Source organism: Micromonospora sp. NPDC007271 (assembly GCF_040634005.1).
Lineage (GTDB): Bacteria > Actinomycetota > Actinomycetes > Mycobacteriales > Micromonosporaceae > Micromonospora.
Map to the genome: position 1 here is coordinate 18,983 of NZ_JBEYER010000064.1, position 24,250 is coordinate 43,232.

17 protein-coding genes are annotated in these 24,250 nt (G+C 74.5%); 4 read left to right on the forward strand and 13 right to left on the reverse strand.

The annotated features are described in order from the left end of the window. Positions 1-42: 42 nt before the first annotated feature. Together ABZ570_RS22120 and ABZ570_RS22125 are read right to left on the reverse strand one after the other, a co-directional pair. Positions 43-555, reverse strand: a complete 513-nt coding sequence (locus tag ABZ570_RS22120; RefSeq protein ID WP_358066612.1) for a hypothetical protein — start codon at positions 553-555, stop codon at positions 43-45. Then, the gene (locus ABZ570_RS22125) at positions 545-2,353 is read right to left on the reverse strand and encodes a RyR domain-containing protein (RefSeq protein WP_358066615.1); all 1,809 of its coding nucleotides are present in this window, start codon (positions 2,351-2,353) and stop codon (positions 545-547) included. The genes ABZ570_RS22120 and ABZ570_RS22125 overlap by 11 nt, the downstream gene beginning before the upstream one ends. Before the next feature lie 314 nt (positions 2,354-2,667). Between ABZ570_RS22125 and ABZ570_RS22130 the strand changes: the two genes are divergently transcribed. Then, positions 2,668-4,884 (forward strand): AAA family ATPase, encoded by a 2,217-nt coding sequence (locus tag ABZ570_RS22130; protein ID WP_358066618.1) that lies wholly within the window; start codon positions 2,668-2,670, stop codon positions 4,882-4,884. A gap of 43 nt (positions 4,885-4,927) precedes the next feature. Here the strand turns inward: ABZ570_RS22130 and ABZ570_RS22135 are convergent, their stop codons facing one another. Genes ABZ570_RS22135 through fxsA form a run of 4 tightly spaced genes read right to left on the reverse strand, consistent with a single transcriptional unit; the run spans position 4,928 to position 11,187 of the window. After that, a complete protein-coding gene (locus ABZ570_RS22135) occupies positions 4,928-6,091 on the reverse strand; it encodes a hypothetical protein (protein ID WP_358066621.1) in 1,164 nt (387 codons plus the stop codon). A gap of 2 nt (positions 6,092-6,093) precedes the next feature. Then, on the reverse strand, positions 6,094-7,101 hold the full coding sequence (locus tag ABZ570_RS22140) for a hypothetical protein (protein ID WP_358066624.1): 1,008 nt from the start codon (positions 7,099-7,101) through the stop codon (positions 6,094-6,096). An 11-nt stretch (positions 7,102-7,112) separates the two neighbouring features. Beyond that, positions 7,113-10,973, reverse strand: coding sequence for an FxSxx-COOH system tetratricopeptide repeat protein (gene fxsT, locus ABZ570_RS22145; protein ID WP_358066627.1), 3,861 nt, complete (start codon positions 10,971-10,973; stop codon positions 7,113-7,115). Between the two features lie 31 nt (positions 10,974-11,004). Continuing rightward, the gene (gene fxsA, locus ABZ570_RS22150; RefSeq protein ID WP_358066630.1) at positions 11,005-11,187 is read right to left on the reverse strand and encodes an FxSxx-COOH cyclophane-containing RiPP peptide; all 183 of its coding nucleotides are present in this window, start codon (positions 11,185-11,187) and stop codon (positions 11,005-11,007) included. A 231-nt stretch (positions 11,188-11,418) separates the two neighbouring features. Here fxsA and ABZ570_RS22155 point away from each other — a divergent pair, with 231 nt between their 5' ends. Genes ABZ570_RS22155 through ABZ570_RS22165 form a run of 3 tightly spaced genes read left to right on the forward strand, consistent with a single transcriptional unit; the run spans position 11,419 to position 14,803 of the window. Beyond that, positions 11,419-12,681, forward strand: a complete 1,263-nt coding sequence (locus ABZ570_RS22155) for an FxsB family cyclophane-forming radical SAM/SPASM peptide maturase (protein ID WP_358066632.1) — start codon at positions 11,419-11,421, stop codon at positions 12,679-12,681. Beyond that, a complete protein-coding gene (locus tag ABZ570_RS22160) occupies positions 12,678-13,994 on the forward strand; it encodes an HEXXH motif domain-containing protein (protein WP_358066635.1) in 1,317 nt (438 codons plus the stop codon). Before ABZ570_RS22155 ends, ABZ570_RS22160 begins: the two co-directional genes overlap by 4 nt. Before the next feature lie 23 nt (positions 13,995-14,017). Further along, positions 14,018-14,803, forward strand: coding sequence for a hypothetical protein (locus tag ABZ570_RS22165; RefSeq protein WP_358066638.1), 786 nt, complete (start codon positions 14,018-14,020; stop codon positions 14,801-14,803). A 46-nt stretch (positions 14,804-14,849) separates the two neighbouring features. Here the strand turns inward: ABZ570_RS22165 and ABZ570_RS22170 are convergent, their stop codons facing one another. The 7 genes from ABZ570_RS22170 to ABZ570_RS22200 form a co-directional block, all read right to left on the reverse strand. Beyond that, positions 14,850-15,245 carry a hypothetical protein gene (locus ABZ570_RS22170; protein WP_358066641.1) on the reverse strand — a complete coding sequence of 132 codons (396 nt, stop codon included), beginning with the start codon at positions 15,243-15,245 and terminating at the stop codon, positions 14,850-14,852. Between the two features lie 134 nt (positions 15,246-15,379). Beyond that, complete coding sequence (locus ABZ570_RS22175) at positions 15,380-15,688, reverse strand: MoaD/ThiS family protein (RefSeq protein WP_358066644.1); 309 nt, start codon at positions 15,686-15,688, stop codon at positions 15,380-15,382. Next, entirely contained in the window at positions 15,685-16,800 is a 1,116-nt protein-coding gene (locus ABZ570_RS22180) for an exo-alpha-sialidase (RefSeq protein ID WP_358066647.1), read from the reverse strand. The genes ABZ570_RS22175 and ABZ570_RS22180 overlap by 4 nt, the downstream gene beginning before the upstream one ends. A gap of 205 nt (positions 16,801-17,005) precedes the next feature. After that, the gene (locus ABZ570_RS22185) at positions 17,006-18,307 is read right to left on the reverse strand and encodes a TIGR02679 domain-containing protein (RefSeq protein WP_358066650.1); all 1,302 of its coding nucleotides are present in this window, start codon (positions 18,305-18,307) and stop codon (positions 17,006-17,008) included. Then, a complete protein-coding gene (locus ABZ570_RS22190; protein WP_358066653.1) occupies positions 18,304-22,446 on the reverse strand; it encodes a TIGR02680 family protein in 4,143 nt (1,380 codons plus the stop codon). The genes ABZ570_RS22185 and ABZ570_RS22190 overlap by 4 nt, the downstream gene beginning before the upstream one ends. Positions 22,447-22,461: 15 nt before the next feature. Beyond that, positions 22,462-23,820: a DUF2398 family protein gene (locus ABZ570_RS22195; RefSeq protein WP_358066656.1), complete on the reverse strand. Its 1,359-nt coding sequence runs from the start codon at positions 23,818-23,820 to the stop codon at positions 22,462-22,464. Positions 23,821-23,896: 76 nt separating this feature from the next. Further along, a partial coding sequence (locus ABZ570_RS22200; protein ID WP_358066659.1) for a DUF2397 family protein occupies positions 23,897-24,250 on the reverse strand: 354 nt, incomplete at its 5' end.

A 24,250-nucleotide genomic window follows, 5' to 3' on the forward strand; every position in this document is an offset into this window, starting at 1 on the left:
GGCGTCCAGCAGGGGTGGCGCCGACCGGCCCCCGACCGGCGGTCAGTCAACGCTGGGCGTTCGCTGGGCGCCGGTGGGCCACAGCACCGTGGTCGGGATGCCCCGCTGCCGCGCCCACTCGACGGTACGGTCGGTCGACGCGGCGTGGCAGCCCGGTTCCCCGTCCCACACCGCCACGAGTCGCTGCACCCGCCGGAGCAGTTCCCGGTTGGCAGCCACGTAGGCGGCGGTGCTGGAGCGGTCGTGGCCGGTGTGGACGACCTCGGTCGCGTTCTCCAGCAGTTCGTCGAAGGCGGCCCGGTGGTCCGGTCCGATCGCCGCGGACCGGTAGTCGCGGGCCGGCAGGATCACCTCGTACGTGCCGCCGGCGGCCAGGACCGCGCGGGCGAAGATCTGGTCGGCGCCGGCAGCCAGGCAGGTGACGCCGTGCACCGGCCGGTCGCTGATGCGGTGCAGCTCGACGCGGAGCGCCTCGGCGACGAGCCGCTCGGTGGCGGGCGTCAGGTTGATGTGCCCGGTGATACCGACGCGCAGCGCTGCGGGGTCAGGCGGCATCGGTCGATCCTCCCCGCTGCGCCGGCACGGCGGCGCTCAGCCGGATCAGTTCGAAGCCGCTGTCGGACAGCACGTCGGGCAACGCCCGGATCTCCTCACGGTTCTGCTCCTGGACCTCGGGGGTCAGCTCGTCCCAGGGACGCAGTGCGGGATGCCGCCGCCGGGTGTCGTCGCGCGGCGCGCCGTACGTCCAGCCCTCCGCCTGCCGTTCCCGGCACCAGCGCTCGTGCTCGAGCCGGGCCAGCTCGTCGATCCGGTCGTCGATGGCCTGCCCGGCGGCCGAGGCGTCACCGGTGCTGCCGTGCCGGGGTGCCACGACGCAGCCGAGGTTCAGCAGTTTGGCGGCGATGTCCTGGACGTGGGCGCGGTTGGCCCGCCGCAGCGACTCGGGCAGCTGCGGCCAGTTGACCATCGCGGGCGCGTCGCCGGGGCGTACCCCGGCCCGCCGCTGGGCGTGCAGGTAACGGTCGTGGATCTGCTGGGCGAGCCGTTCCGTGAGATCCTCGGCGATCAGCGGGGCCTCGCAGGCGTGGGTCAGCACCGGATAGAGGCGCAGCTTGCCGTGCACCTCGTCGAGCAGGTCGTGGCGGGAGTCGCCGTGGAAGGCGGCGGCGAGCGCCGCCTGCCGGTAGACCGGTACGAAGACGGAGCTCTCCGCTCCCCGCCAGAGCGCCGGTGTGTCCAGCACGAACTGCAGCCCCGTGCGCTCGTCCGGCGCACACAGGTAGATGCGGTCGTAGCCGCCGGTGGACAGTTGCGGCAGCTCGGTGAGGCCGTCGAGGTCCCGGTCGTACGCGGTCAGCTGGCAGACGGTGCTCAGGAACGGGTAACGGGAGGTCGCCAGGGCGAGTTCGGTGGCCGCGTCGGGGGCCACCAGGTCCACCTGCAGGGGCGGCACGGGCACGCCGGTACGCGGGTCGGCGCGGCACGCTCGCCAGTGTCGGGCGGTCTCCACCAGCAGGGCCCTGCGGAAGGTCCCGTTGCCGGCGATGAGGACCTTCGCCGGCCGGCCGGGTGCGGGACGCAGCGGGTGGTGCCGGTGCAGCGCGCGGGCGGCGATGTCGTCGACGTGGAAGTAGTCCAGCCGGAGTCGGCTGGATCCGGCCGCACCGAGCCGCCGGGCCTGCAGGGACAGGCACATCTCGGGGTCGTGGACCTGCACGTAGACCCGGGGTGGCTGCCGTCGGTCCTGGATCAGTCGGCTGGCGGTGTTGGCGATGGCGTGGTTGCGGTCGTCGTTGCCGGTGCAGGCGTAGATGGTCCGGGCCCGGGGCAGGCCGGCGCCGCGCAGCACCTCGGCGCTGGTCGGGTCGCCGATGACGCCGAGGTAGCGGCGCCGGCGGTACTCCAGCGGCCCGAACGGTTCGGAGCGGACCACGACCACGCGTTCCCCGTCGGCGAAGAGCCGGTCGGCGAGCATGTGGGCGAACTGGGAGTCGCCGCAGACCAGGGCGTGGCCGCGGGCACGCCGGGCGCGCAGGCGGCGGATCTCGGCGGCCAGCAGCAGCCGGCTGGCCTCGAACACGGCGAGCAGGGTGAACAGCGGGGCGGTGAACCGGGCCACCTGCAGCTGCCACGGGTAGGGGCCCGGTTCCTGGAAGGGCTCGGCGCCGAGGACGAACAGCTGGATGTCGTAGTAGAGCACGTCGTACAGGTCGTGGATGGCGTCCGGCTGGTCCTGGTGGAGGCGCTCGAAGCCGAGGTAGCCCAACACCAGGGAGACCAGGCCGATGACTCCGAACACCACCCGCAGCCATCGGGCGGCCGGCCGGGAGAAGCCGGCGACGGGATCCGTCATCGAACGGCTCTCGCCTCGACCGGCCCGTGGCGGCACGCGCGGACCACCCCGGGGCGCCGGCATCGGCGTCGCGGCCACCAGGTTGCGACCATGAGCCTTATGGTATTGGACGTAGTCGATCGCGATGGGGTTGGGCGCACCTGACCGATCGGCTCTTTTCGCAGGTGAGCCCGAGCTGGTGGCTGGCGAGGGTCCGCCGGGTTGGCTACGGACCGCTACGATTTGAAGACGGCCCGGAGCCGGCGTACGGGCGGAGCCGGCCTCGGTACGGGAACGCCTGGTGCCCAGACCGGAGCTACCGAAGGATCAGGAAGATGGACGCACTCGGACCACCGGCGGTCGGTCCGGTCAACCCGTTCTCCGCGACGGCCGTCGCCCGCGTGAGTGAGGACGGCACGGACACCACCACGGTGGTCACGGTGGCCATCCGCGACGCGCTCGCCCACCTGGACAACTACCTGCGTACGGGCGACGGTGGGACCGTCGCCGTGGTAGGCGACTACGGCACCGGGAAGACCCATCTCGCGGTCGAGTTGCTGGCCCACGCTCGCCGGGCCGTCGGGCCGGCCGGGAAGGCGATCTACCTCGACGCGCCGGCCGACACGTTCCTGTCGCTGAATCGGCGGTTCCTCGGCCGGCTGTCCCGCGAGGCGGTACGCGCCCTCGTCGCGCAGTGGGGGGCGGCGGGGCCCGTGCCGCCGGCCGGCCGCGACGGTGACCCGGCGGAGGCGGCGCCCGGTGGCGGTGACCCGGCGGAGGCGGTCCGGCTGCTCGCCGGGCGGTTACGCGAGGAGCTGGCCGAGGTCACACCCGACCCGTCGTACGGCACCGTCCTCGCGATGCTGCTCGATCCCGGCACGGAGGCGATGGCCTGGGACTGGTTGATGGGCTATCCGCCCGGGCCGGCGCTGACGGCCGCCGGTGTCACCGCCCGGGCGGACGTGGAGGCCGGCGCGGTGGAGACGATGGGCGTGCTCGCCCTGCTGCACGGGCGCCGGCACGAACGCTTCGTCCTGGTGCTCGACGAGCTTGACAAGATCCTGTCCGCGGCGGGCCGGCCCGGGGACGAGACGATGGCCCGGTTCGCGCGGATGATCGGGGTCTTCGCCTCGGCCGGGGCCTTCCTGGTGATCGCCGGGCTGCCCGACCTGCTTCACCTGCTCAGCCCTGACGTGCGGCAGCGGATCGCGCCGATCGTGCGGATGTCGGCGCTGAGCGTGGCGGACGTGCGGGACTTCATCCGGCGGAGCCAGTTGCGGGCGTCCGGTCAGGCCCGGCTGGCGCCGTTCACCGAGGAGACCACCGAATACCTGACGAACCTGACCGACGGGGTGCCGCGCCGGGTGATCCGGCTCTGCTACCACCTCTACCAGCGGGCGGTGGCGGCCGGCACGCCGGTCACCCACGTCCTGGTGCGGGAGGCGGTCCGGGTCCAGTTCGACCTGGCCAGCCGGCAGGACGTGGGCGCGGACGTGCGGCGGGTGCTCACCCAGGACGGCTGGTCGTACCAGCGGGATCATCTGATCGGGTCGATGCGGGACCTGCCGGTCGACTTCTGGGTGCCACTGGACGAGCACGACGCCGGCTGCTGCGTGCTGCTGTCCGAGTCGGTGCTCAAGTCCGAGGAGGTCGACGAGCTCAACCGCCGGGTGGTGGCGATCCGGGCGGCGGTGCCGGACAGCGAGGTGATCCTGGTCGTCGTCGGGCACCTGCCGGCGGACTTCGCCGCGGACCTCGCCACGACGTTCAGTGTGGAGCCGATCGTCTACGACCCGCAGACGTTCGCCGAGGACCTGTCGGGCAGCGTCAAGGCGTCGATGCGCCGGCTGGAGCAGGTCGTCGGCGCGGACGCGTTGACCTCGGTGCGGCAGCGGGTCGAGCGCATCCAGCGCCAGCAGACCAACACGCAGCGGTCGATCGAACGGTTGTCGTACCAGCTCGACGAGATGCGGGGCGAGCTGCACCAGGACCTCAACGGCCCGCGACTCGACGGCAGCCCGGCGGCCGGGCGGGGGCCGGCACCGGCCGTCGCGTCGCCGCTGCCGGGCCGGGTGGCCCGCGTCTTCGTCGACGCCATACAGGCGCTCGACCAGCTCAGCGGCTTCGACCGGCACCTGCACGACGCGTTCACGCCGCCCCGGCCCGGGGCCGGGCGGCCGGCCGAGGAGGGCGGGGCGCCGCTGCGGTCCCGGCTGCGCTCGCGGGACGTGCAGCGGGCGTTGGGGACGTCGATGGTGCTGCGCCGGCTGATCGAGGCGTTCCGGTACGGCGTCGAGCAGTGGTACGAGCGCCACACCCGCGACCCGCAACCGGCGGACCTGGAGCAGCTGGACCGGCTGTGCGAGACCTACGACGGGATCGCCGAGTACCTGCCGTTGTTCCAGCTGGACGCGTTGGGTGACCTGGCCGCGCCCGGTGCGGGCGGCGACGACGTGGTCGAGCCGCCGGACCGGTCCCGCAGCTGGTCGGGTGCGCGGTCGGTCTTCGACGGGTTGAGCGGTCACGTGCGCCAGCTGATGGTGGCGGGCTGATCCGGCCGGCCGCTGGCCGCGGCGGCCGCACCGGCGGCCGGGATCACCGGTCCGGTTCGAGCGCCCTGGTCGGCGGGGTCTCGCGCATGCGGGGCAGCCCCGCGTCGCTGTCCGGCGGTGCCGTCTCGGCGCGTCGGCGCCGGTCGAGCAGCACAGCGGCCAGCGCGTGAATGGAGTTGATCACGATGATCGCGGGGGCGACCACGCCGACCGTGCCGGGGAAGGTGCGCTCCAGCACGAGGGCGAGGATCACCGCGGTCAGCCCGTTCTGCTGCCCCCAGGCGAGGTAGCGTCGGTCGGTCGCCGGCAGTCCCCGCGAGATGGGCAGGGACACCAGCAGCTGGGCGGCCACGGCGGCCAGGCCGAGCACTAGCCCTTCGACCACCGTGACGCCCTGCACGAGCAGCAGGCCGAGCAGGAACGTGGCGACGAGGTAGGCGGCCTGGGTGGCGCGGCCGACGACGGGGCCGAGGCGGGGTCGGAAGAAGAGCCCGGCGATCGCCAGGCCGAGCATGAGGAACTGCCAGGCGGCGAAGAGGACGAGCCCGATCAGCAGGGCGACGGCCACCCAGCGCAGGGTGGCCCGGGTGCGGTGCCCGGCCCGGCCGGCGTCCCGGAGCCCGGCGGCCCGCAGCAGCCACCACAGCAACCCGGCGACCGCGGCGAAGGCGAGGTTGGCGCCGAAGCCGAGCAGGAGGTCGACCGGGCGGTCGCCGAGCACGCCGGGCGGGGTGCCGGCGTCGCCGCGCAGGTCCAGCGCGACCGCGGCCAGGTAGACGGTCACCAGCACGGTAACCGGGTCGTCGAACGAGGCCCAGATCGACAGGATCGAACGGGCCCGCGGCGACATCCGGTCCGGGCGGCTCATCGCGGCCACCGCCAGCGGGTCGATCTGCGCGACGGCGACGCCGAGGACCAGCACCGCCGGGTCGCGGAAGGCCAGGAACATGATCCCGGCGACGAGCGCCGCCTTGGCGATCACCCCGACCGTCACGGCGAGCAGCACCGTGGGCAGGTGGGCCCGGACGTCGGCGAGGCTGATGTCCCGGGTGCTGCCGACCAACCCCACCGCCAGCAGGGTCGAGGCGAGCAGGAGGTAGGCCGGAGAGCGCTCCAGCCCGTGGACGTCACCGGCCCAGGCCAGCAGCAGGCCGGCCAGCCCGGCGCCGACCACGGCCGCCGATCGGGCCAGGGGGGTCAGGGCCATCCTCAGCCGGCGACGTTCGTGAGCTGCCGGGCCACCGTCCACATGGCGTTGTCCGCCTGGCTGACCGCCTCCTGGTCGAGGGTCACCCCGAAGAGGTAGTCGTCCGGGGCGAGCCGGTAGTAGTAGACGGCACCCATCTCCACGTCGAGCACCAGCCGCCTGACGTCGCCGACCACGGCCCGGCGCAGGTCCCGGCCGACCTGCAGCGCCAGCAGCGAGAGATCACCGGCGAGGCGCCGGTAGCGGGTGCGGCGGTCGGGCACGGTGACGCCCCGGTTGAAGAACGGCTCCAGCTCCGGGTGCTCCAGGATGTCGACCGCCGCCACCTGCTCCCCCGCCCGGTGGTGGCTGAGGTAGTGCAGCCCGGCGGGCCGCAGCGCCCCGGCGAGGATCCCGTCGGGACCGGTCGAGCCGCTCACGTGCGGCGGGACGGTGTCGGCGGACGGTACGCGCGGGTCCGGCAGCGGCTGCCCGTCGCGGGCGGTCAGCCAGCCGCCCGGATTCTGCGACCGTTGCCGGACCAGCCGGCGCAGGTCGGTGGCGAGTTCGGCGGCGGCCCGGTCGATCTCGCCGACCCGGGCCGGGTCGGCCACCGGGCTGGCGGTCTGCGGGGCCGAGCCGAAGCCCACCACGTGCTCGCTGCCGACCACCGAGTTGCAGAAGACCAGACCGGCCCGGGTCTGGGCGACCGTGCGGATCAACGCGCCGCTCTGCAGTTCCCACAGCCGCCGGTCGAGTTCGGTCGCCCGGTACACCAGTTGGGCGCCGACCCGCCGGTGGACGTCGCGGCGCTGCCGCAGGTCGGCGTCGTCCACCGCCGGTGGGGCCGAGTCGTGCTCGAGCAGGTCCAGCGCGAAGTCGAGTACGCCGGCCGTGTAGTGCGCGACGTGGTAGACGCCGCAGTCGCGCAGCAGCAGCCCGCGGCACAGGTCCCGCTTCTTGCGGAAGCCCGGGACGTCCTGCTCGGCCGACTCCTCCACCAGGGCGTCGAGCAGCTGCGGATCGGTCACCTCGTCACTCCTCAGCTCTGCGGCACGTCGATGTCGGGGTCGGTCAGCGCGGTGGGAACCCCGTCGTCGGTGCCGTCGCGCAGCGCCCGGATGGCGTCGAGGTTGGCCGCGGCGTCGAGGCTGCACGGGTGGCGCCGGCCGAGGTAGTGCACGCCGGTCAGGTGTGCCTCCTCCTGCACCCGAAGGGCTTCGTCCAGGTCACCGCGGGCGGCCAGGTGGCCCGCCTGGGCGGTCGCCGCCGTCAGAGCCCACGGGTGGGCGTCACCGAGTCGGGCCCGCAGCGCTCGCAGCCCTCGTTCGCCGTCGCGGACGGCCTGGTCGTACTCGCCGGCGCCGCGCTGGAACACCCCGAGGTTGACCGAGCAGACCGCGGTGAACGGGTGGCCGGCCTCCAGCTGCCGCTCGTAGCCGCGCAGGCAGCGGATGGCGTGCTGGACGGCGATGGCGGCGTCGCCGGTCCGGTGGTAGTCGACGGCCAGGCTGAGCAGGCTGGCCCGGGTGAGCGGATGGTCCTCGCCGAGGTGGTCCCGGTAGCCGCGGAACGTCTCGGCGCTGCGCTTCTTGGCCGCGATGGTGAGGCCGAGGCGGCGCTCGGTGACCGCGAGGCTGCGGTTGACCCGCAGCTCGTCGAGGTGGCCGGCGGCCTGCAGCTCGTGGACGCGTTCCAGCGCCTCGCGCAGGGTGGCCAGCGACTGGTCGTACTCGCCGACCTCCCGCTCGAAGGTGCCCACCTGACACGACGCCCGCCAGGTGCGCGGGTCCTCCGGCCCGAACAGTGCCATCCGACGGTCGCGTTCCTGGCGGGCGAGCCGCAGCGCCTCCCGCGCGTCGCCGGTGAGCAGGAAGGAGATGGCGAGATTGTTGACCGCCATCCGGGTGTTGGGGTGGTCGTCGCCGACCACCGCCTGGAAGCCGGCGAAGGTGGCCTGGTCCTCGACCAGGGCGTCCTCGAAGCGGCCCAGGCCGCGCAGATCACCGCCGCGACCCCGGCCGGCGATCAGGGTACGGAAGTGCCGCAGCCCGTGGCGGCGGCGCTGCTCGCTGAGCACCTCCTCGTCGAGGCGCAACGCCTCCTGGTAGTGGCCCAGTGCCCGGTGCAGGTTGGCGGCCTGCACGAACAGCCGCATGGTCAGCTGGTCGACCTCGCCGGCGGCCCGCCATCGCTCACACGCCGGGCCGGCCAGCTGCAACGCCGACTGCCAGGCGTCGCTGTCGTTGAGCAGGTAGAGGTAGCGCAGTTGCTTGACGACCCAGTGCCGGACCTGCGGGTCGTCGGACTCCAGCGCGCCGGAGGGCACGAGGTGCCGTTGCAGTTCCTCGAAGATGTCGCCGTAGCGGGGGTCGTCGGCCTCCGGGTCGGTCGGCGCGTACCCGGCGAGGCCGTGCAGGACCTGGCGGTGCCGTTCGCGCCGGCGCGGCTCGGGGATCGCCTCGCGCAGCAGGACCTGCACGGCCCGGTGCATCCGCAGCGCCGCGCCGTGCCCCCAGTCGACGTCGTACAGCGCGAAGCGCGCCCCGACGGTCAGCACGAGGTCGATCTCTCCGGCGCGGAGCAGCAGGTCCTGCGCGTCGACGTCGGCGGCGGCGGCGAGCTGGGTCAGCATCGACGTCGACCGCAGCAGCGGCAGCCCGATGCCCTCGGGCGAGAGGAACGCGCCGAGTTCGGCCAGGTGGATCGCCAGGGGGCCGAACTCGGCATGCCGGAGCGTGGCGAGCGTGATGTCCAGGACGCGGGCGACGGTGGAGGTGTGCGATCCGGGGATCCGCTCGGCCGGGTCCGCGTCGGGGCGCAGGCGCAGCCGGGCCAGCAACTCGGCGACGCACCGGCCCACCGCTTCGAGGCCGGGTACGCCGTCGCGCTCCAGGGCTCGGGCGCTCTGCCGGATCCAGGCGGTGGCGAGGCGCAGGGCCAGCGGCAGGTGCTCCAGCGCGGCGGCGATGGCCCGGGCGTCGTCGGTGCTGATGCCCAGCACGCGCCGCAGCATGGCGACGCTCTCGTCGCTGGTGAACGCCGCGACCTCCAGTGGCGCGGGCAGGTTGGAGGAGCCGTCGTCGCGCGAGGTGATCAGCACGTGGCCGGTGCCGGGGCGGGGCATCAGGTCGGCGGAGAGCACGGTGCCGTCGTCGGCGTTGTCGTAGACCAGCAGCCATCGGGTGACGGTGCCGCGGGGGGTCGACAGCGCCGCCAGCGCCGACTCGGCGGCTCCGGCGCCGTCCACGGCGTTGATCTCGTCGGCCAGCTCGCCGAGGCTCGTCTGCACGGTCTCCCGGTCCTGTGCGGGGATCCACCAGACCAGGTCGTAGTCGTAGGCGAAGCGGTGGGCGAACTCGCGGGCGAGCTCGCTCTTGCCGACGCCGGCGCCGCCGGTCAGGGTCACCGGGCCGCCGTTGCCGGTCAGCCGGTCGCGCAGCCGTTCCAGGTATTCGCCACGGCCGACGAAGGACTCGTTGCGGGGCGGCAGGTTGGTCCGCAGCCGACGGTCCGCCTCGCCGGGATAGCGCGAGGCCACGCGCGGGTCGCCGCCGGGCTGGGCCGGGGCGATGAGACCGAGCCGGCTCAGTAGCAGCGACTGCGCCCGGGCCCCGTCGGCGGTCCGCAGGTCCACGACCCGGCTCGGGTCGGCCCGCGGTGCCTCGCGGCCGGCCGTCAGCACGCCGAGCACCTCGGCGTCGTCGGCGTCGGCGCCGGTCGGCGGGGCGGCGAGGCGGGCGCCGACCGCGCTGAGCACGCTCGGGGAGAGCACGGCCAGGACGGTGGTGTCCGCCTCGGTCACCACCGGGACGCCGGGTCGCACGGCGCGCCGCTGCACGTGGACGTCGGCCCGTTGCAGCTGCCCGCCGATCCAGTCGGCCCACGGCCGGTCGACGGGGTCGTAGAGCACGACGATGTCGTCGATGCTCTCCGCCCGCTCCAGCAGCACGCCGCGCCGGTAGCGGCGGCGGATCCGCTCGGGCACGACGACCGCACGGTCGACCGCGCCGCCGCTGATCCACGACGCCATCCGCTCGTACGCCGCCAGCAGGCTGCTCGGGTCGCCGGGCGGGTCGGCCAGCGCGGCCAGCACGTCGTCGTACGTGTCGTACGACTGCTCGGGCACCTCGACGATCTCCACGTCGGACGCCGCGTCGCGGGCGGACCCGTCGAGCAGCTTGGCGAAGGCCCGCCGGGCGGAGTCGCGGTCCTCGCCGTACCAGGGTTGGCTGACGTCCCGGAGCGTCGGCGCGGCCAGCACCCGGATGCCGCCGGTGGCCTGTCGCCGGAGCTGCCCGGTCAGCTCGGCCGCCTGCTGCATCGCCTGCCGGCGGGGCGGCATGCAGACCACCGCGACGTCGCTGAGCACCGCGGTGTGGGTGATGCCCGGCAGGGTGAGGTCGACCGGGGTGTCGATCAGGATGTAGTCGTAGGGCGCGTGCTGCAGCAGCTGCCGGATCCGCGCCGCGTCCCCGTCGGGCCGGGCCTCGGCGTCGGCGCCGACCCCGACCATGTCGAACACGAAGCTCGATCCCGGCACCGCGTACCGGTAGAGGGTGCCCTGGTCCGGCGCGGCCGGGGCGATCACCGCGGGCGCCCGGTGCGACGGCCCGTCCGGGTGCGGGCAGATCAGGTTGGCGAGCTCGAGGCCGAGCACATTGGCTGCCGGTTCGGCGTCGACCTGGAAGGAGCGGAGGTAGTCGTAGACCCTCGGGGTGCGGGCACACCAGTCGACGGCGAGGACCCGTCTGCCGTTGCCGGCGAGGATCCAGGCGACGTTGGCGACCGCGCTGCTGCGCCCGGTGCCGTTGGTCGGCGACACGAAGGAGACGATGGTGCCGGTGCCGGGGGTGTCGTCGGTGCTGGCCCGGGCGGCGGGGGCGGTTCGCCGGTGTGGCACGCCGGCCAGGGTCGACGGGCCGCCCACCGGTTCAGTCCTCGCCATCGAGGGCGCTCTCGAAGCCCGCGTACTGGCCGCCGGGGGCGGCGCTGCGGCGTTCCAGCCGGCGCAGGGCCGCCACGAGGACCGCGCTCGGCAACGCGTCGAGCGCGGCGGGATCCAGATCGGTGAGATCGATCAGATCGGAGCGCAACACGTCCTCCCCGGTGTCCATCCCCCGATCACCGCCTGTCTGCGTCCCACACCACGGTCGCCCTGCCACGAAGCCGGACATCGACCGGTGGCCAGATCCGCTGCGTGTGCTCATGATAACGGCGTGCGGCATCCGCGGTGGCCTGCGCCGACGAACGCGCCGCCGGGGCGAGCCGGCCGGCACCGTCGACACCGGACGCCGGCGTGGGCGGGTCACCCGGGCCGACGACGGCCAGCCGAGCGGTGCTCGTCGATGTACTGTGGGCGTTTCCCCGGCGGCTCGACCCCGGCCGCCGACCTGACCGCGGAGCGGCCGATGCCCGGATCCGACGACGGCCACCGGCCGGCCGGCGGCACGGCGGCCCGCCGCGCGCCGGCCGTCGCGTTCCGACAGTTCGTGGTCAAGCTGCACAGCCGGTGCGACCTGGCCTGCGATCACTGCTACGTCTACACGATGGCCGACCAGCGCTGGCGGTCCCGGCCCCGGTCCATGCCGGATCGGGTGCTCGACTGGACGGCCCGGCGGATCGGCGAGCACGCTCGGGCGCACCGGCTCGACCGGGTGGCCGTCATCCTGCATGGCGGCGAGCCGCTACTCGCCGGGTCCGCCCGGATCGAACGGGCGGTGACGGAAATCCGACAGTTCGCCGCGCCGGTGCCGGTACGGATGACGGTGCAGACCAACGGCACCCGGCTGGACGAGGCGTTCCTGCGCCTGTTCGACCGGCTCGACGTCGGGGTCAGCGTCAGCCTCGACGGCGACCGGGCCGCCCACGACCGGCACCGGCGCGGACCCGACGGGCGGGGCAGCCACGACCGGGTCACGGCCAGGCTGCGCCGGCTGACCGACGGGTACCCGCACCTGTTCAATGGTCTGCTGTGCACGGTCGACCTGCGCAACGACCCGGTCACCACCTACCGCAGCCTCCTGGCACACCGGCCACCGGCGGTCGACTTCCTGCTGCCGCACGGCAGCTGGAGCGCTCCCCCGCCCGGACGGGCACCCGATTCCCGGCAGGCGCCGTACGCGGCGTGGCTGACCGCGGTCTTCGACGAGTGGTACCACACACCCGGCCAGCAGATCCGGGTGCGCCTCTTCGACGAGATCATCCAGGTGCTGCTCGGCGGCGCCTCCCGGCTGGCCGGGGTGGGCACCAGCCCGGTGGCGGTGGCGGTGGTGCAGACCGACGGCGCCGTCGAGCTGGACGACACGCTCGGCGCCGCGCACCCCGACGCGGCCCGTACCGGCCTGCACGTGGCCCGGGACCCGTTCGACGCCGCCCTCGACCTGCCGGCGGTGCGGGCGCAGCAGGCCGGCCTGGACGCGCTCTGCGCGACCTGCCGCGCCTGCGACGTGGCCCGGGTGTGCGGCGGCGGGCTGCGCACCCACCGCTACCGCACCGGCAGCGGCTTCGACAACCCGTCGGTCTACTGCCCCGACCTGTACCCGCTCATCGGCCACATCCGGCACACCGTGCGCCGGGACGTGGCGGCGCTGCGGGCGGCGGTGCGGTGAACCCGCCCGTGCACCGGCTGCCGCGGGCGGTCCTCGACGAACTCGCCGCCGGCCGCGGCGGGCCGGACGCCGTCGACCGGTTGCGGTCCGCGCAGCGCAGCAAGACCCTGCTGCTGGTACGGGCCCTGGTGCTGCTGGCACGCGAGAGCGGGCATCCGGACCGGGCGGCGGTCGAGGCGGCGTACGACGTCCTGGCGAGCCTGCGCCCCGACGAGCGGGCGGCGGCGCTCGGGCATCCGCCGGTCGCCGCGTGGGCGTTCGGCACCGCGTCGCTGCTGCACCGGGGGGACCGCTCGGCGTACCCCGGGTTGCTGGCGGCCGTGGCGGTGGCCGCGGCCGTCCGGTCCGGCATCGACGCCGACCTCGACGTCCCGCTCGCGCCCGGCGCGCCCGGCCACCTCGACCTGCCCGGCCTGGGCACGGTGCTGATCCCGGCGCGGGCGACCCGGGCCCGGGTGCGGTGCGCCGGCGGGCGCGCGCAGGTGCGGTGCGCCGGCGAGCGGATCGAGATCGGCGACGGCCCGCCGGGTGACCGGCGGTGGCTGCCCGTACCCCGGCTGCGGCTCGCGCGCGACGGGCTGCCGCTGTCCCTGCTGCTGGACACCCGGACCTGGCGGCACGTCCCCGGCGTCGGCGACGGCCACCGGGCCGGCGGCGTGACCGACCCGCGGCGCTGGCGGCACCGCCTCGACGCGGCGTGGCGGATCCTGGTCGACGATCACCGGCCGGTCGCCGAGGAGGTCTCCGGGGCGCTGCGCGCACTGCTGCCGATCGCCCCTCCCCCGGCCGGCACCCGCAGCGGCACCTTCCACCACGCCTTCGGGTCGGTGGCCATGTCGCTGCCGCCGGACGGCCGGTCCGCCGCCGTCACCCTCGCGCACGAGATCCAGCACCTCAAGCTGGCCGCGCTGGCGGACCTGTTCGCCCTGGTGGAGCCGGGGCCACCGGAATTCCGCTACGCGCCGTGGCGCCCGGACCCGCGCCCGCTGGAGGGCCTGCTGCACGGCGTGTACGCCCACCTCGGGGTGGCGGGGTTCTGGCGGCGGCAGCGACAGGTGACGCGGAGCCGGGCGGAGCGGCACCGCGCCGAGGTCGAGTTCGTCCGGTGGACCAGGGCGGCCGGGGACACCGCGCGGGTGCTGGCCGAGCGGCGGCGGCTGACCCCGGTGGGGCGGCGCCTGGTCGACGGCATGGTCGGCGTCCTCGACGGCTGGGCCGGGGAGCCGGTCACGCCGGAGGCCGCGGCCGAGGCCACCCGGCTGCTGGACGCGCACCGGGCCCGCTGGGAGCGCGCACCGGCACGCGTGAGGTGACGGCTCTCCACTACGCTGGGTCCATGGGGGACGGTAACGACCAGACCACCCGTCGTGAGTGTTTCGTCATCGCACCGATCGGCCCGGAGGGGTCGGAGATCCGCAAACGCAGCGACCAGGTCCTCAAGCACGTCATCCGGCCGGTGGTGGAGGAGCGGGGCTTCGTCGCCGTACGCGGTGACGAAATCGAACGCGGCGGCCTCATCACCTCGCACGTGCTCGACCGCATCATCCGCAACGACCTCGTCATCGCCGACCTGACCGACCAGAACGCCAACGTCTTCTACGAGCTGGCGGTCCGGCACGCGCTCCGGAAGCCCTTCGTGCAGTTGATGGCGAAGGGGCAGCAGCTCCCCTTCGACGTGCAGGGGATGCGGACGATCATGGTCGATCACACCGACCTCGACAGTGTGCACGCCGCCAAGGAGCAACTCGGCCGGGCCATCGACGCGATCAGCGGGGACGCCGACATCGTCACCCCGATGTCGGTCGCGCTCACCCTGCAGGACCTGCGCGGGTCGTCCAGCCCGCACGAGGCCGGCCTGTCACAGGTCATCGAGACGCTGCCGCAGATGATGGACATCCTCCAGGACCTGCAACGCCATCTGGGCACCAGCGCCCCGGACGCCGGCTCGGACGACGACGACCACCGGAAGCTGCGGACGCTGGTCGAGTCGCTGGCCGCCCGGGGCGGCCTGACCGAGGACGACCTGGCCGGGCTGCTCGGCGGGACCAGCAACAAGTTCCAGCGGTGGGTGGAGCACCTCATCCAGCGGGTGGGGCGCTCCAACAACCACCGGGCGGCGTGACCGTAGAACTCCTATCGGGACGGGCGCGGGTCGTCGGGCCACGGCGTCACCCTGCACGGTTCAGGGCGCGCCGGTTGCGCGGCCGTCCGTGCTCCTGGACCCGGTAGCCGTCGTCGCCGAGCAGCCGGCGCGCGGCGTCGAGCCCGGTCAGCGCCGCCCCGTAGGCGGCCACCTCCCGCTGGAAGTGCTCGACCTTGCCGTACCAGAACTTGAGCTCCGGGTTGATCGACTTCGCGTTGATGTAGTTGACGATGTCGGTCTCCGGGCTGATGCCCCGGCGGGCGTAGCAGCGGTCGAAGCGGGCCTTGGTCCGGTCGTACTTCTCGTTCATCGCGGTCAGGCCGGCCTCGGCCTCCAGCAGCTTGGCCTGCAGGTACCGCACGTAGCTGCGAGGCACCGACGGGACGGCGAGTGCCGGCCGTGGCGCGGGCGCGGGGGACATGTCGATCACCCTCCTTCGGGCGCGGTGACCGGGGGCACCGCGACGCCGGACGGTGCCGCCCCGGATCCGCTGCGATGCAGTGACGTCCTTCTACCCGCATCGGCGGCTGAATATGCCTGCTGGACTACGGTGAGTTACCCGCCGGCCATGGCTCCGAGGATGATGAACGGCTCCTCGCCGGTGACGACCCGCTCGGGCAGGGGGGTGTCGGGCGACTCGTTGGACAGGTCCTCCTCGCAGGCGTAGAAGCGGACGAAGGCGCGGCGCTTGCCGCTGTGGCGGTCGCGGATGGTGCCGAGCAGCATCGGGTAGCGCGCCTCGAGGGTGTCCAGCACCTGGCGCGGGGTGACCGGCCCGGCGTGCGGGCCGGTCACCTCGAGGCGGACCTCGCCGGTGACGTGAGCCAGGTTCTTCAGGTGGGCCGGGAGGACGACCCGGATCACGGCAGCACCTGGACTTCCACGGAGAGCACGGGCGGCAGGTCCCGGACGATCGGCGCCCAGCTGTCGCCGCCGTCGGCCGAGTGGTACACCTGGCCACCGGTGGTGCCGAAGTAGATCCCGCACGGGTCGAGGGTGTCGACCGCCATCGCGTCGCGCAGCACGTTGACGTAGCAGTCGGACTGCGGCAGCCCCTTGGTCAGGGGCTCCCACTCATCACCCCCGGTGCGGCTGCGGTAGACGCGCAGCCTGCCCTCCGGCGGGTAGTGCTCCGAGTCGCTCTTGATCGGCACGACGTAGATGGTCTCCGGCTCGTGCGCGTGCACCGCGATCGGAAAGCCGAAGTCGGACGGCAGATTGCCGCTGACCTCGCGCCAGTTCGCACCCGCGTCGTCGCTGCGCATGACGTCCCAGTGCTTCTGCATGAACAGGGTGTCCGGCCGGGACGGGTGCTGGGTGATGTGGTGCACGCAGTGGCCGACCTCGGCGTCCTGATCGGGGATCTCCCCCGAGCGGAGGCCCTTGTTGATCGGCAGCCAGCTGGCGCCGCCGTCGTCGCTGCGGAACGCGCCCGCCGCCGAGATGGCCGCGTAGATCCGGCCCTGGTGCGCCGGGTCCAGGATGATCGTGTGCAGGCACAGGCCGCCGGCCCCGGGCTGCCACGACGGCCCGGTCGGGTGCGTACGCAGGGCGGTGAGCTCGGTCCACTTCTGCCCGCCGTCGGTGGTGAGGTAGAGGGCGGCGTCCTCGGCGCCCGCGTACACGGTGTCGGGGTCGTCGCGGGACGGCTCGAGGTGCCAGATGCGCTTGAACTCCCACGGCCGCGGGGTGCCGTCGTACCAGAGGTGCTCACCGACCTCGCCCGCGTACGCGAAGTCGTTGCCGACCGTGTTCCAGGTCTTGCCGCCGTCGTCCGAGCGCTGGATCAGCTGCCCGAACCAGCCGCCGGACTGCGAGGCGTAGAGCCGGTCCGGGTCGGCCGGCGACCCGGTGAAATGGTAGATCTCCCAGCCGCCGAAGAGCGGCCCCTGGACGGTCCAGTCGCTCCGCCTGCCGTCTGAGGTCAGCACGAACGCGCCCTTGCGCGTGCCCGCCAGCACCCGTACGCCACTCATACCCTCGTCCTTCCGCTCCGTCCGGCAGTGCTCTCGAGTGAGGACCCGCCGCCGCGCCGAAACTCATCGGTCTGGAGTCAGTCGTACTCTGCGGGTACGACGAAACGGCCACTTCGGAACGGGCGACACGCCGACAGTCTCGCTCGCGCACGGATCAGCCACCGGCGCGGACGGCGAGCGCAGGGGCGTGGCCGGCGCGAAGCAGTCAACACCCTGCTTCGCGCAGATCGTTCAGCAGGAGGTCGATCAGCCGCTCCTCCATCACCGCGCGCCCGGCACGGCGCATCGCCTCGGCCAGCGTCGGCTCCCAGGGCGTCGGGGCGGGGGCGCCGATCAGGGCTGGCCCTGACACGGCGGCGGTCTCGTACTCGGTCGTGCTCATCCGCCAGGGAACCGCCATCGGGTAACGCGCGAGGGCCCCGGCGGTCAGTCGTACGCCGGTCCAGTCCAGGTCGTTGCGCCACCGGATCACGGCGCCCCGCGCTGCCTGCAGCAGGGTGTGCACCGCCACCGCGGGCACGCCCTCGGTGCAGACCAGCGGCGGCGCCTGCGCAGCGAGCGCGGCGGTGGCGGCCCGGAGCACCGCCGGGTTCTCGCAGACGAAGATCTCGTCGCAGGTCAGCGTGAGCGGGGCGAGGCGAAGCTGGTGCAGGGTGACCCGCACCGGCACGCCCGCATCTGCGGCCTCGGTCAGCCACCGTCCGAGCAGGCCGCCGGTGGCAGGTACGTTGAGCACCAGCACCTGGCTGGCGAGGTCGTCGGGGACCAGCCCGACGGATTCCCACAGGGCCCGCTCCGGCTCCCCGCCGGTGGGCACCGGCATCTGCTGCCAGGCGGCGAGGGCCCGCAGCACGAGCCCCCGTAGCGGGCCGTCGGCCAGGGCCTTCGTGTCGTCGAGCACCCGGTCGGCAAAGACCGGAATGGGCTCGTCCGGTGCGGGCAAGGCGTCGAGCACGCGCAGCACGTCACCGAACGGCAGGCCGGCTCGGACGGCGCGGGTGAGAGTGCCGTCGCGGCGCAGGGCGTCGAGCCAGTCGCCGTACCAGCCGGCGGTGGCGTGCCGGCTGGCCCGGGCGACGGTGAGCAGGGCAGCCCGAGCCCTGGCCTCGTGCTCCGCCTCGGCGGGCCGGTTGCGCAGGGGGTCGGCCGCGGAGAGCAAGTCGCGCAGGCCTACCCCGTGGACCGCGCGGAGGTGGTCGTCCACGTCGCTGAGGCGCACGCTGAGCCTCGCCGACCCGGCGGACCGGTGGGCACCGCTGATCCCGATGATCACCAGTCGTTCGTCGTCGGTGGGGGATGTCAGGGTCACGGCGACATCGAGCCGTCCGCCGGTCCGCTCGAGGCTGCGCCGGGCGGCGGTCAGCAGCCGCCGCCAACCCGGGTCGTCGGGTAGCCGCCGCCAGCCGGAGTCGGTCTGCCCGGGTGGGCCGGAAGCGAGGCCGGCCTGGGTGGCCGGCTGGCCAGCCGGATCGGCGTGGCCGGCCGGCGGCCGTGGGCGCGCGCTCATTCGTCGGCGAGGTCGAGGACGAGTTCGGACGGGTCGATCGGATCAGCGGTGCCCGGCGCGCGGCGGGTCTCTGGCGAGCCGAGCGCACGGGCCAGCGTCCCGTCGAAGTCGGCGACGTTGACCGAGCCGTCCCACACCAGCAGCAGGGTGGAGACCGTGTGCTCGACAGTGGAGTGTGACAGGTCGTAGTGGGCCGCGCCGCGGACCGCCGGATGGGTGGCCCACAGGTCGTATCCGGTCATGAACAGGTCCAGGTCGAACTGTTTCGCCAGCGCCATCAGCTCGCCCCGGCCGGTGTCGTCCACCCCCGCGAACGCCTCGTCCAAGCCAAGAAGCCGGGGCGCGTCCGGCCGGGCCGAGCCGAACAGGGCGTTCGCGGCGGCGAACAGCGGCAGGTGCAGCGACACGGACTGCTCGCCACCGGAGAGCTGGCTGTGCCGGGCACGGGTCAGAGCCTCGGTGCCGCCACCGGGTCGGTGCAGGGTGAAGGCGAACGTCCGCCACTGCCGGTAGTCGAGCACCTCACCCAGCAGTTCCCGGTACGGCCGCTCGGGGTGCATCGCGCGAGCCGCCTTGATCCGCGCGGCGAAGTGCCGCCGCATGGTGGTGAGCTGCGCCGGCCCCAGCCGGGCCGGGTCGCGTTCCAGCAGCTTGCACACCTCCCGCTGCTCGGGGTCGAGGTCGTCGGCGAGCCGCCAGCCGACGCCGACGGTCAGTCCGGAGGACATCCGGCGGGCCCGCATCTGGGTGTCCATCGCCTCGACCAGGTCGCGGGCCTCGATGGTGCGGTGATGGATCTGCCGGGCGAGCTGGCCGAGCAGTGCGTCCTCCAGCACCCGCTGCTCGGCGTCGGTGAGCAGCTGTTCCTGGTCGCGTCGCTCACGGGCGATCCGGTCGGCGAAGTGCGCCACCGGCGTGAGTCCCTGCTCGTCGGCGACCCGGACGATGATGACTCCATCGTCGGTGTCCCACTCGGGCCGCTGGTCCAGCCCGGCCGCCGGCAGCTGCGCCTGCAGTTCGGTCAGCGCGGTGGTGAGCCGGGTGGCGCTCTGCTTGAGCGAGGTCTCGGTCGGGCTGAGCTCCCTGGTGGCGGCGAGGATCGCCTCGTGCAGGGCAGCCACCTGCGGATCAAGGTCGGCGCCGGGGCCGTCGTCCGTCGCCCGGGCCGGCCAGCGCAGGTCCGCCGGGCAGCGCAGCAGCCCCAGCAGGTCCGGTCGAGCGTACGGGCGCAGCCGCAGCGCGTCGTGGTGCGCCTCGGCCACCGCGGCAGCGACGGCCTGCTCGCTCAACTCCACCCGCGTGACGGCAGCGGCCCGCCGCTGCTGGGCGGCGCTCAGGTCGGCGCGGGCCCGCTCGACGGCCGCCTCCGCTTCGATGATCTCGTCGGCGGTGCGCGCCACGTCGGCCAGCACCCGTTCCGCCTCGGCGCCGACGGTGGCCCGCAGCGTCCGATACGCCTCGGCCTTCTCCCGGTGTCGCTCGGCTGCCACGCGTGCCGCGTCCTCGGCGACGGCGAGCCGGTCGATGGCCTCCTCGTGGCGCTGCTGCGCCTGCGCCTCCTGCTCGGCGGCGCGGGTGGCGGCCGGCTGCGCGCCTTCCAGGCGCACCCCCCGCTTCTCGAACCGGTCGACGGCGTCGGCGGTGGCGTCCAGGCGGTCCAGCGGGAGGGACCGCTCCGCGATGACCCGCTGCAGCGCGGTGGTGACCGCGGCCCGTTCGGCCAGGGCTTGGTCCAGGCGCGCGTTCGCCGCGGCTGCGGACTCCTGCCGGTTGCGCAGCGTGACCGCCGCCCGCTCCACCTCGCGCAGCGCGGTGTGGATCGCGGTGAGCGGCGGCAGCTGCCCGGCGGCCGCCGCCACGGCAGCCAGCCGCCGCTCGATCGCCGACCGCTGTTCGTCGACGGTGCGCAGCTCGGCGTCGAGCACGGCGCGTTGCCGGTCGCAGTCGGCGAGCCGGGCGGCACGCCGCGCCGCTCGGGCGGTCGCGCCGATGTACTCGCAGCGGGCCTTGGTGAACCGGCCGACGCCGACGGCCTGGGCGTATCGGCCGTCGGCGCCGACGGTGACCGCCGCTGTGTCCTGTGGGTCAACCACCTCCGCCAACGCCACCGAGGACAGCAGGTCGCGGATCCGCTCGGCGGGCACCTCGTCCTGTTCCTCGGCGACCAGCACGTCGGCGAGGGTCGCGCCGGCGGGGCGCCGCTGCGGCGGCAGGGGCAGCAGGTAGCCGTCCAGGTCCTCGCCGGCCACCGCGTCTGCCGCGAGGTCGGGGTCGGGGTGCAGCCAGGCGTCCAGCAGGCCGGCCGCGTGCAGGGCCGCCTCGATGGCCGCGGCGGTCGCCTCGGGCACCGCGTCGGCGAAGCGGACCAGCCGCCACAGGGGTGCGCCGGGCCGGCCGGCGCGCGGGGCGGGACGGGTCACCGGGGCCGGCGGCGCGTCGTCGTGCTCGGCGGCGATCCGGTCCCGTTCCGCCGCCAGCTCGGCAACGCGGTCGGCCAGTGCCGCGCGGTGCGCCGTCAGCTCCGCGAGGCGGTCGCGGTGCCGTGCGACGGCTGGGGCGGTGGCGTCCGCGTACACCTCGCGCGGGGTCGGCGCGCCGGGCTCGCCGGCCACGTCCACGGCGGCGGCCAGCAGGGCCGGCAGGTCCGGGCGGTCGAGGTCGGGCAGCAGTCCGGCGTAGTCCTGCGCCCACCGGTCGACGGCGGTGCGCACCTGCCCGCGAGCGTCCGCCAGGGCACGCTCGGCGCGTTGCGCGGCCTGCTCGGCCTCGGTCAGGGCGTCGGCCGCGCCGGCCGCGTCGGCGGCCGCCCGGGCGTGGTCGCGTTCGGCCTGGGCGTGCCGGGCCGCCTGCTCGCGCACGGCGCGCACGTCGTCGCGGCGGGCTCCGGCCCGGGCGGCGAGCCGCGCGGACAGTCCCTCCGGGGCACCGTCGGCGGCGGCCCAGACGATCCCGGCGGTCTCGGCGTCGAGCAGCAGCTCGGTGGCGAGACGCTCCGCGCCGGCCCGTGCGTCCCGGGTCGCCAGGACGGCCCGTTCCCACTCGCCGCGCCGCCGCCCGGCGGCGTCCTGCTCGACGGTGACGGACCGGTGGGCCCGCTCGGCCGCCTCGGCCAGGTCGTGCACGTGCCGTTCCAGGTCGGCGAGCTGCTCGTGGGACTGATACGCGGCCGAGCTCTTCAGGCTGTCCAGGTGTGCGCGCAACCGGCCCGGCTCGCCCTCCACCGCCTGCAACCGCCCGGTGGATTGGCTCTCCGCCTCGGCCGCCGCCGCGGCCTCCCGGCGCGCCTCGGCGAGCGCCGCGGACCGGTCGGCGACGGCCGTACGGCGCTCGGTCAGCAGGTCAGCCGCCGCGCGGGCGTGGGTGCGCAGGTAGGTGGAGTAGACCGTGAGGAAGGCGGCGGTGGCGGCGTCCGCGGCGGCCAGTCCTTCGAGGGTACGGGCGACGGCCTCCATGTCGTCGAACGAGCGGGCCGCCTCCACGAGCAGGTGGTCCTCGATCGGGCGCAGGCCGCGCTGCAGGGTGCGGGACAGCTCGACCGGGTTGAGGTCCTTGGCCAGCTGCGGCTTGCGCAGCGTCAGCACCAGGTCGAGCAGCTGCTCGTAGCGGGCCGGGCCGAGGCCGAACAGCCGGGCATCGACGAGCTGGCGGTAGTCCTCCGGGGAGTCGCGTACCGCGTCGGCGCCGAGCCGGTCGATCAGGTCACGCCGGGTCAGCGGCCGGTCGTCGGCGTCCAGCAAAGAGAAGTCCACGCCGACCCGACCGTCGGTGACAAAGTGCCAGCGGATCACCCGATCGACGTGCCGGTGCGCGCGCAGCCCGATGCCGACCGTCACGTACGAGTCGCCGTCGCCGAACTCCATCCACACGTACGCGTGGGCCACCTCCTGCCCGCGGTAGAGCAGGTTCGACTTCATGGTCCGGTCCTCGCTGGCGAACGGATTGAGCCGGCGCGGCTCGATCCGCCCGTCGAGCACGAACGGGAAGAGGACCTCCAGCGCCTTGGTCTTGCCGGAACCGTTCGGCCCGCGCAGCACCAGCCACCCGTCGACGAAGAGGAACTCCTCGTCGCGGTAGTCCCACAGGTTGATGATCCCGGCCCGGGTGGGCGCGAATCGGCGGACGGCTCGTTGTTCGATCACAGCAGCTTTCCCAGGTCAGAAGAGGGTGTCGGCGGAGGGCCGCGGCCGCACGGTGGCGACGGTGTGGCGGTAGCGGCCCACCAGCGGCCGGACCAGGACGCCGCCCGGCACCCGGGTGACCGCGCCGAACCGGTCCAGCAACGCCACCGCCTCGCTGCGCAGCCGCTCCGGGTCGGCGTGCCACTGGGCGCCGAACGCGGACCCGTACCGGCGCAGGATCTCCCCGACCGCGTCCCGCAGGAAGCTGTCGGTGATGAACGGCAGCCGACCCTCGCCGGCCGCACCGTCCGGCTCGTCACCGGGCGGCGGTGACCCGGGGTCGTCGAGCAGCACCAGCGTGGCGGTGGGCAGGCCGGAATCGAGCTGGTCGACCAGCGCGCGGTGCCCGACCCGCGGGCCGGGCGAGGCGAGCCGGCGGACCCGGCGGCCGTCCGGGTCGAGAGCCCGGTCGGCCATCTCCACGGCGAGCAGCACCGCCGCCTGCGCCACCGAGCCGGTGCCCGGGAACCGCTCGGTGGTGAAACCGGCGGTGTCCACCAGCAGCACCCCCTCGGCGCGCCGTTCCAGCCGCAGCCCGGTCAGCCGGGCCAGGTCGGCGGCGAGCGGCGCGCCGCGCAGGTGGTTGGCGACCGCCGGGTCGACGTCGGCGAGGTAGACCACCGGTGACTCCACCACCGCCCGCCGGGCGAGCTGAGCGGCGTGCCGCCGCTCGGCGTTGCCGCTGCGGGCCGCAGACCGGTCCAGCAACGCCACCACCGACTCGACGTGCTGCAACACCCGCGTCGGCCGGAACAGCGCGAACACCACATCGCGGGCGACGTCGTACAGCGCCTCACCCGCGCCGGGATCGCTGGCCCAGGCGGCGCTGGACCCATCGGCCACCCGCAGCGCGCCCCGCTCCTCCAGCCAGCCGACGGCGTCCACGAACGCCCGCCGATCCGCGCCCTGATCCGGATCAAGCCCCAGGCCGGTGATGCGGTTCGCGTCGGCGGCCACCGAGTCGGCCAACTCGGTAAGGGTGGTCTGGATGCCGGCGCGGCCCAGCGCGGCCAGGCACAGGGACAGGTACGCGTACCGCTGGCGGTCGAACGGGCGGCCGGTGCGCGACACGGCCGGCTGGGTCGGGTCCAGCTCGTCCTTCGCCCGGATCAGCCGGGCCGTGCCGCCGTGCAGCTCCAGCCGGTAGCCGAACGCTTCGGACAGGTCCCGCCGCAGGGTCGCGGCGAACCGCCGTACCCGCGGCAGCGCCCGCTCGTCGGGCCAGGTCGTCGTGATCAGCGGGTGGCGCAGCACCAGCCGGACGGCCCGTTGGTAGTCGGCCAGTTCCAGGTCGTTGACGTCGGCGGCGAAGCGATGCCGGATGGGATCGCTCATGCCGGCACTCCCCTTCGCTCCGTGCCGCCATGAGACTCACCGGCCCTGTGCTGATGATTCGCTCGCTGACGCTCGCTCATGCCGGGACCAGCTCCGGGCGGCGGATTGCGGTGTGGGTCGCGGCGGTCACGGTCAGCGCGTACCCGTCGATGTGGAGCCGGCCAGCGGCGGTGAGCACGGTGGTGAACCGGCCCGGCGCCGGGGTGAGGGTGAGCCGGACGCCGTGCGCGGCCGCGGCCAGCGGCGTCCGCGCGACGCCGCCGACCCGGGCGGCGAGGGCGATGTCGAGCAGCCGCAGCAACACGCCGGTCTGCGCCTCGTCCAGCCGGGCGGCCCTTCTCGCCGCCGCGCAGTTGGGCGCGGGAGATGGTGGCGGGTCCGCGTCGGACGCATCTGAAGCCGATTCTTCGGGCTTCGGCGCCTCCGAGGG

Excerpts from the sequence above, each read along its gene's own strand:
- ABZ570_RS22130 (WP_358066618.1), top strand. The coding sequence starts at position 2,668 with ATGGACGCACTCGGACCACCGGCGGTCGGTCCGGTCAACCCGTTCTCC.
- ABZ570_RS22125 (WP_358066615.1), bottom strand. The coding sequence starts at position 2,353 with ATGACGGATCCCGTCGCCGGCTTCTCCCGGCCGGCCGCCCGATGGCTG.
- ABZ570_RS22180 (WP_358066647.1), bottom strand. The coding sequence starts at position 16,800 with ATGAGTGGCGTACGGGTGCTGGCGGGCACGCGCAAGGGCGCGTTCGTG.
- ABZ570_RS22135 (WP_358066621.1), bottom strand. The coding sequence starts at position 6,091 with ATGGCCCTGACCCCCCTGGCCCGATCGGCGGCCGTGGTCGGCGCCGGG.
- ABZ570_RS22155 (WP_358066632.1), top strand. The coding sequence starts at position 11,419 with ATGTACTGTGGGCGTTTCCCCGGCGGCTCGACCCCGGCCGCCGACCTG.
- ABZ570_RS22165 (WP_358066638.1), top strand. The coding sequence starts at position 14,018 with ATGGGGGACGGTAACGACCAGACCACCCGTCGTGAGTGTTTCGTCATC.
- ABZ570_RS22120 (WP_358066612.1), bottom strand. The coding sequence starts at position 555 with ATGCCGCCTGACCCCGCAGCGCTGCGCGTCGGTATCACCGGGCACATC.
- ABZ570_RS22185 (WP_358066650.1), bottom strand. The coding sequence starts at position 18,307 with ATGAGCGCGCGCCCACGGCCGCCGGCCGGCCACGCCGATCCGGCTGGC.
- ABZ570_RS22195 (WP_358066656.1), bottom strand. The coding sequence starts at position 23,820 with ATGAGCGATCCCATCCGGCATCGCTTCGCCGCCGACGTCAACGACCTG.
- ABZ570_RS22170 (WP_358066641.1), bottom strand. The coding sequence starts at position 15,245 with ATGTCCCCCGCGCCCGCGCCACGGCCGGCACTCGCCGTCCCGTCGGTG.
- fxsA (WP_358066630.1), bottom strand. The coding sequence starts at position 11,187 with ATGGACACCGGGGAGGACGTGTTGCGCTCCGATCTGATCGATCTCACC.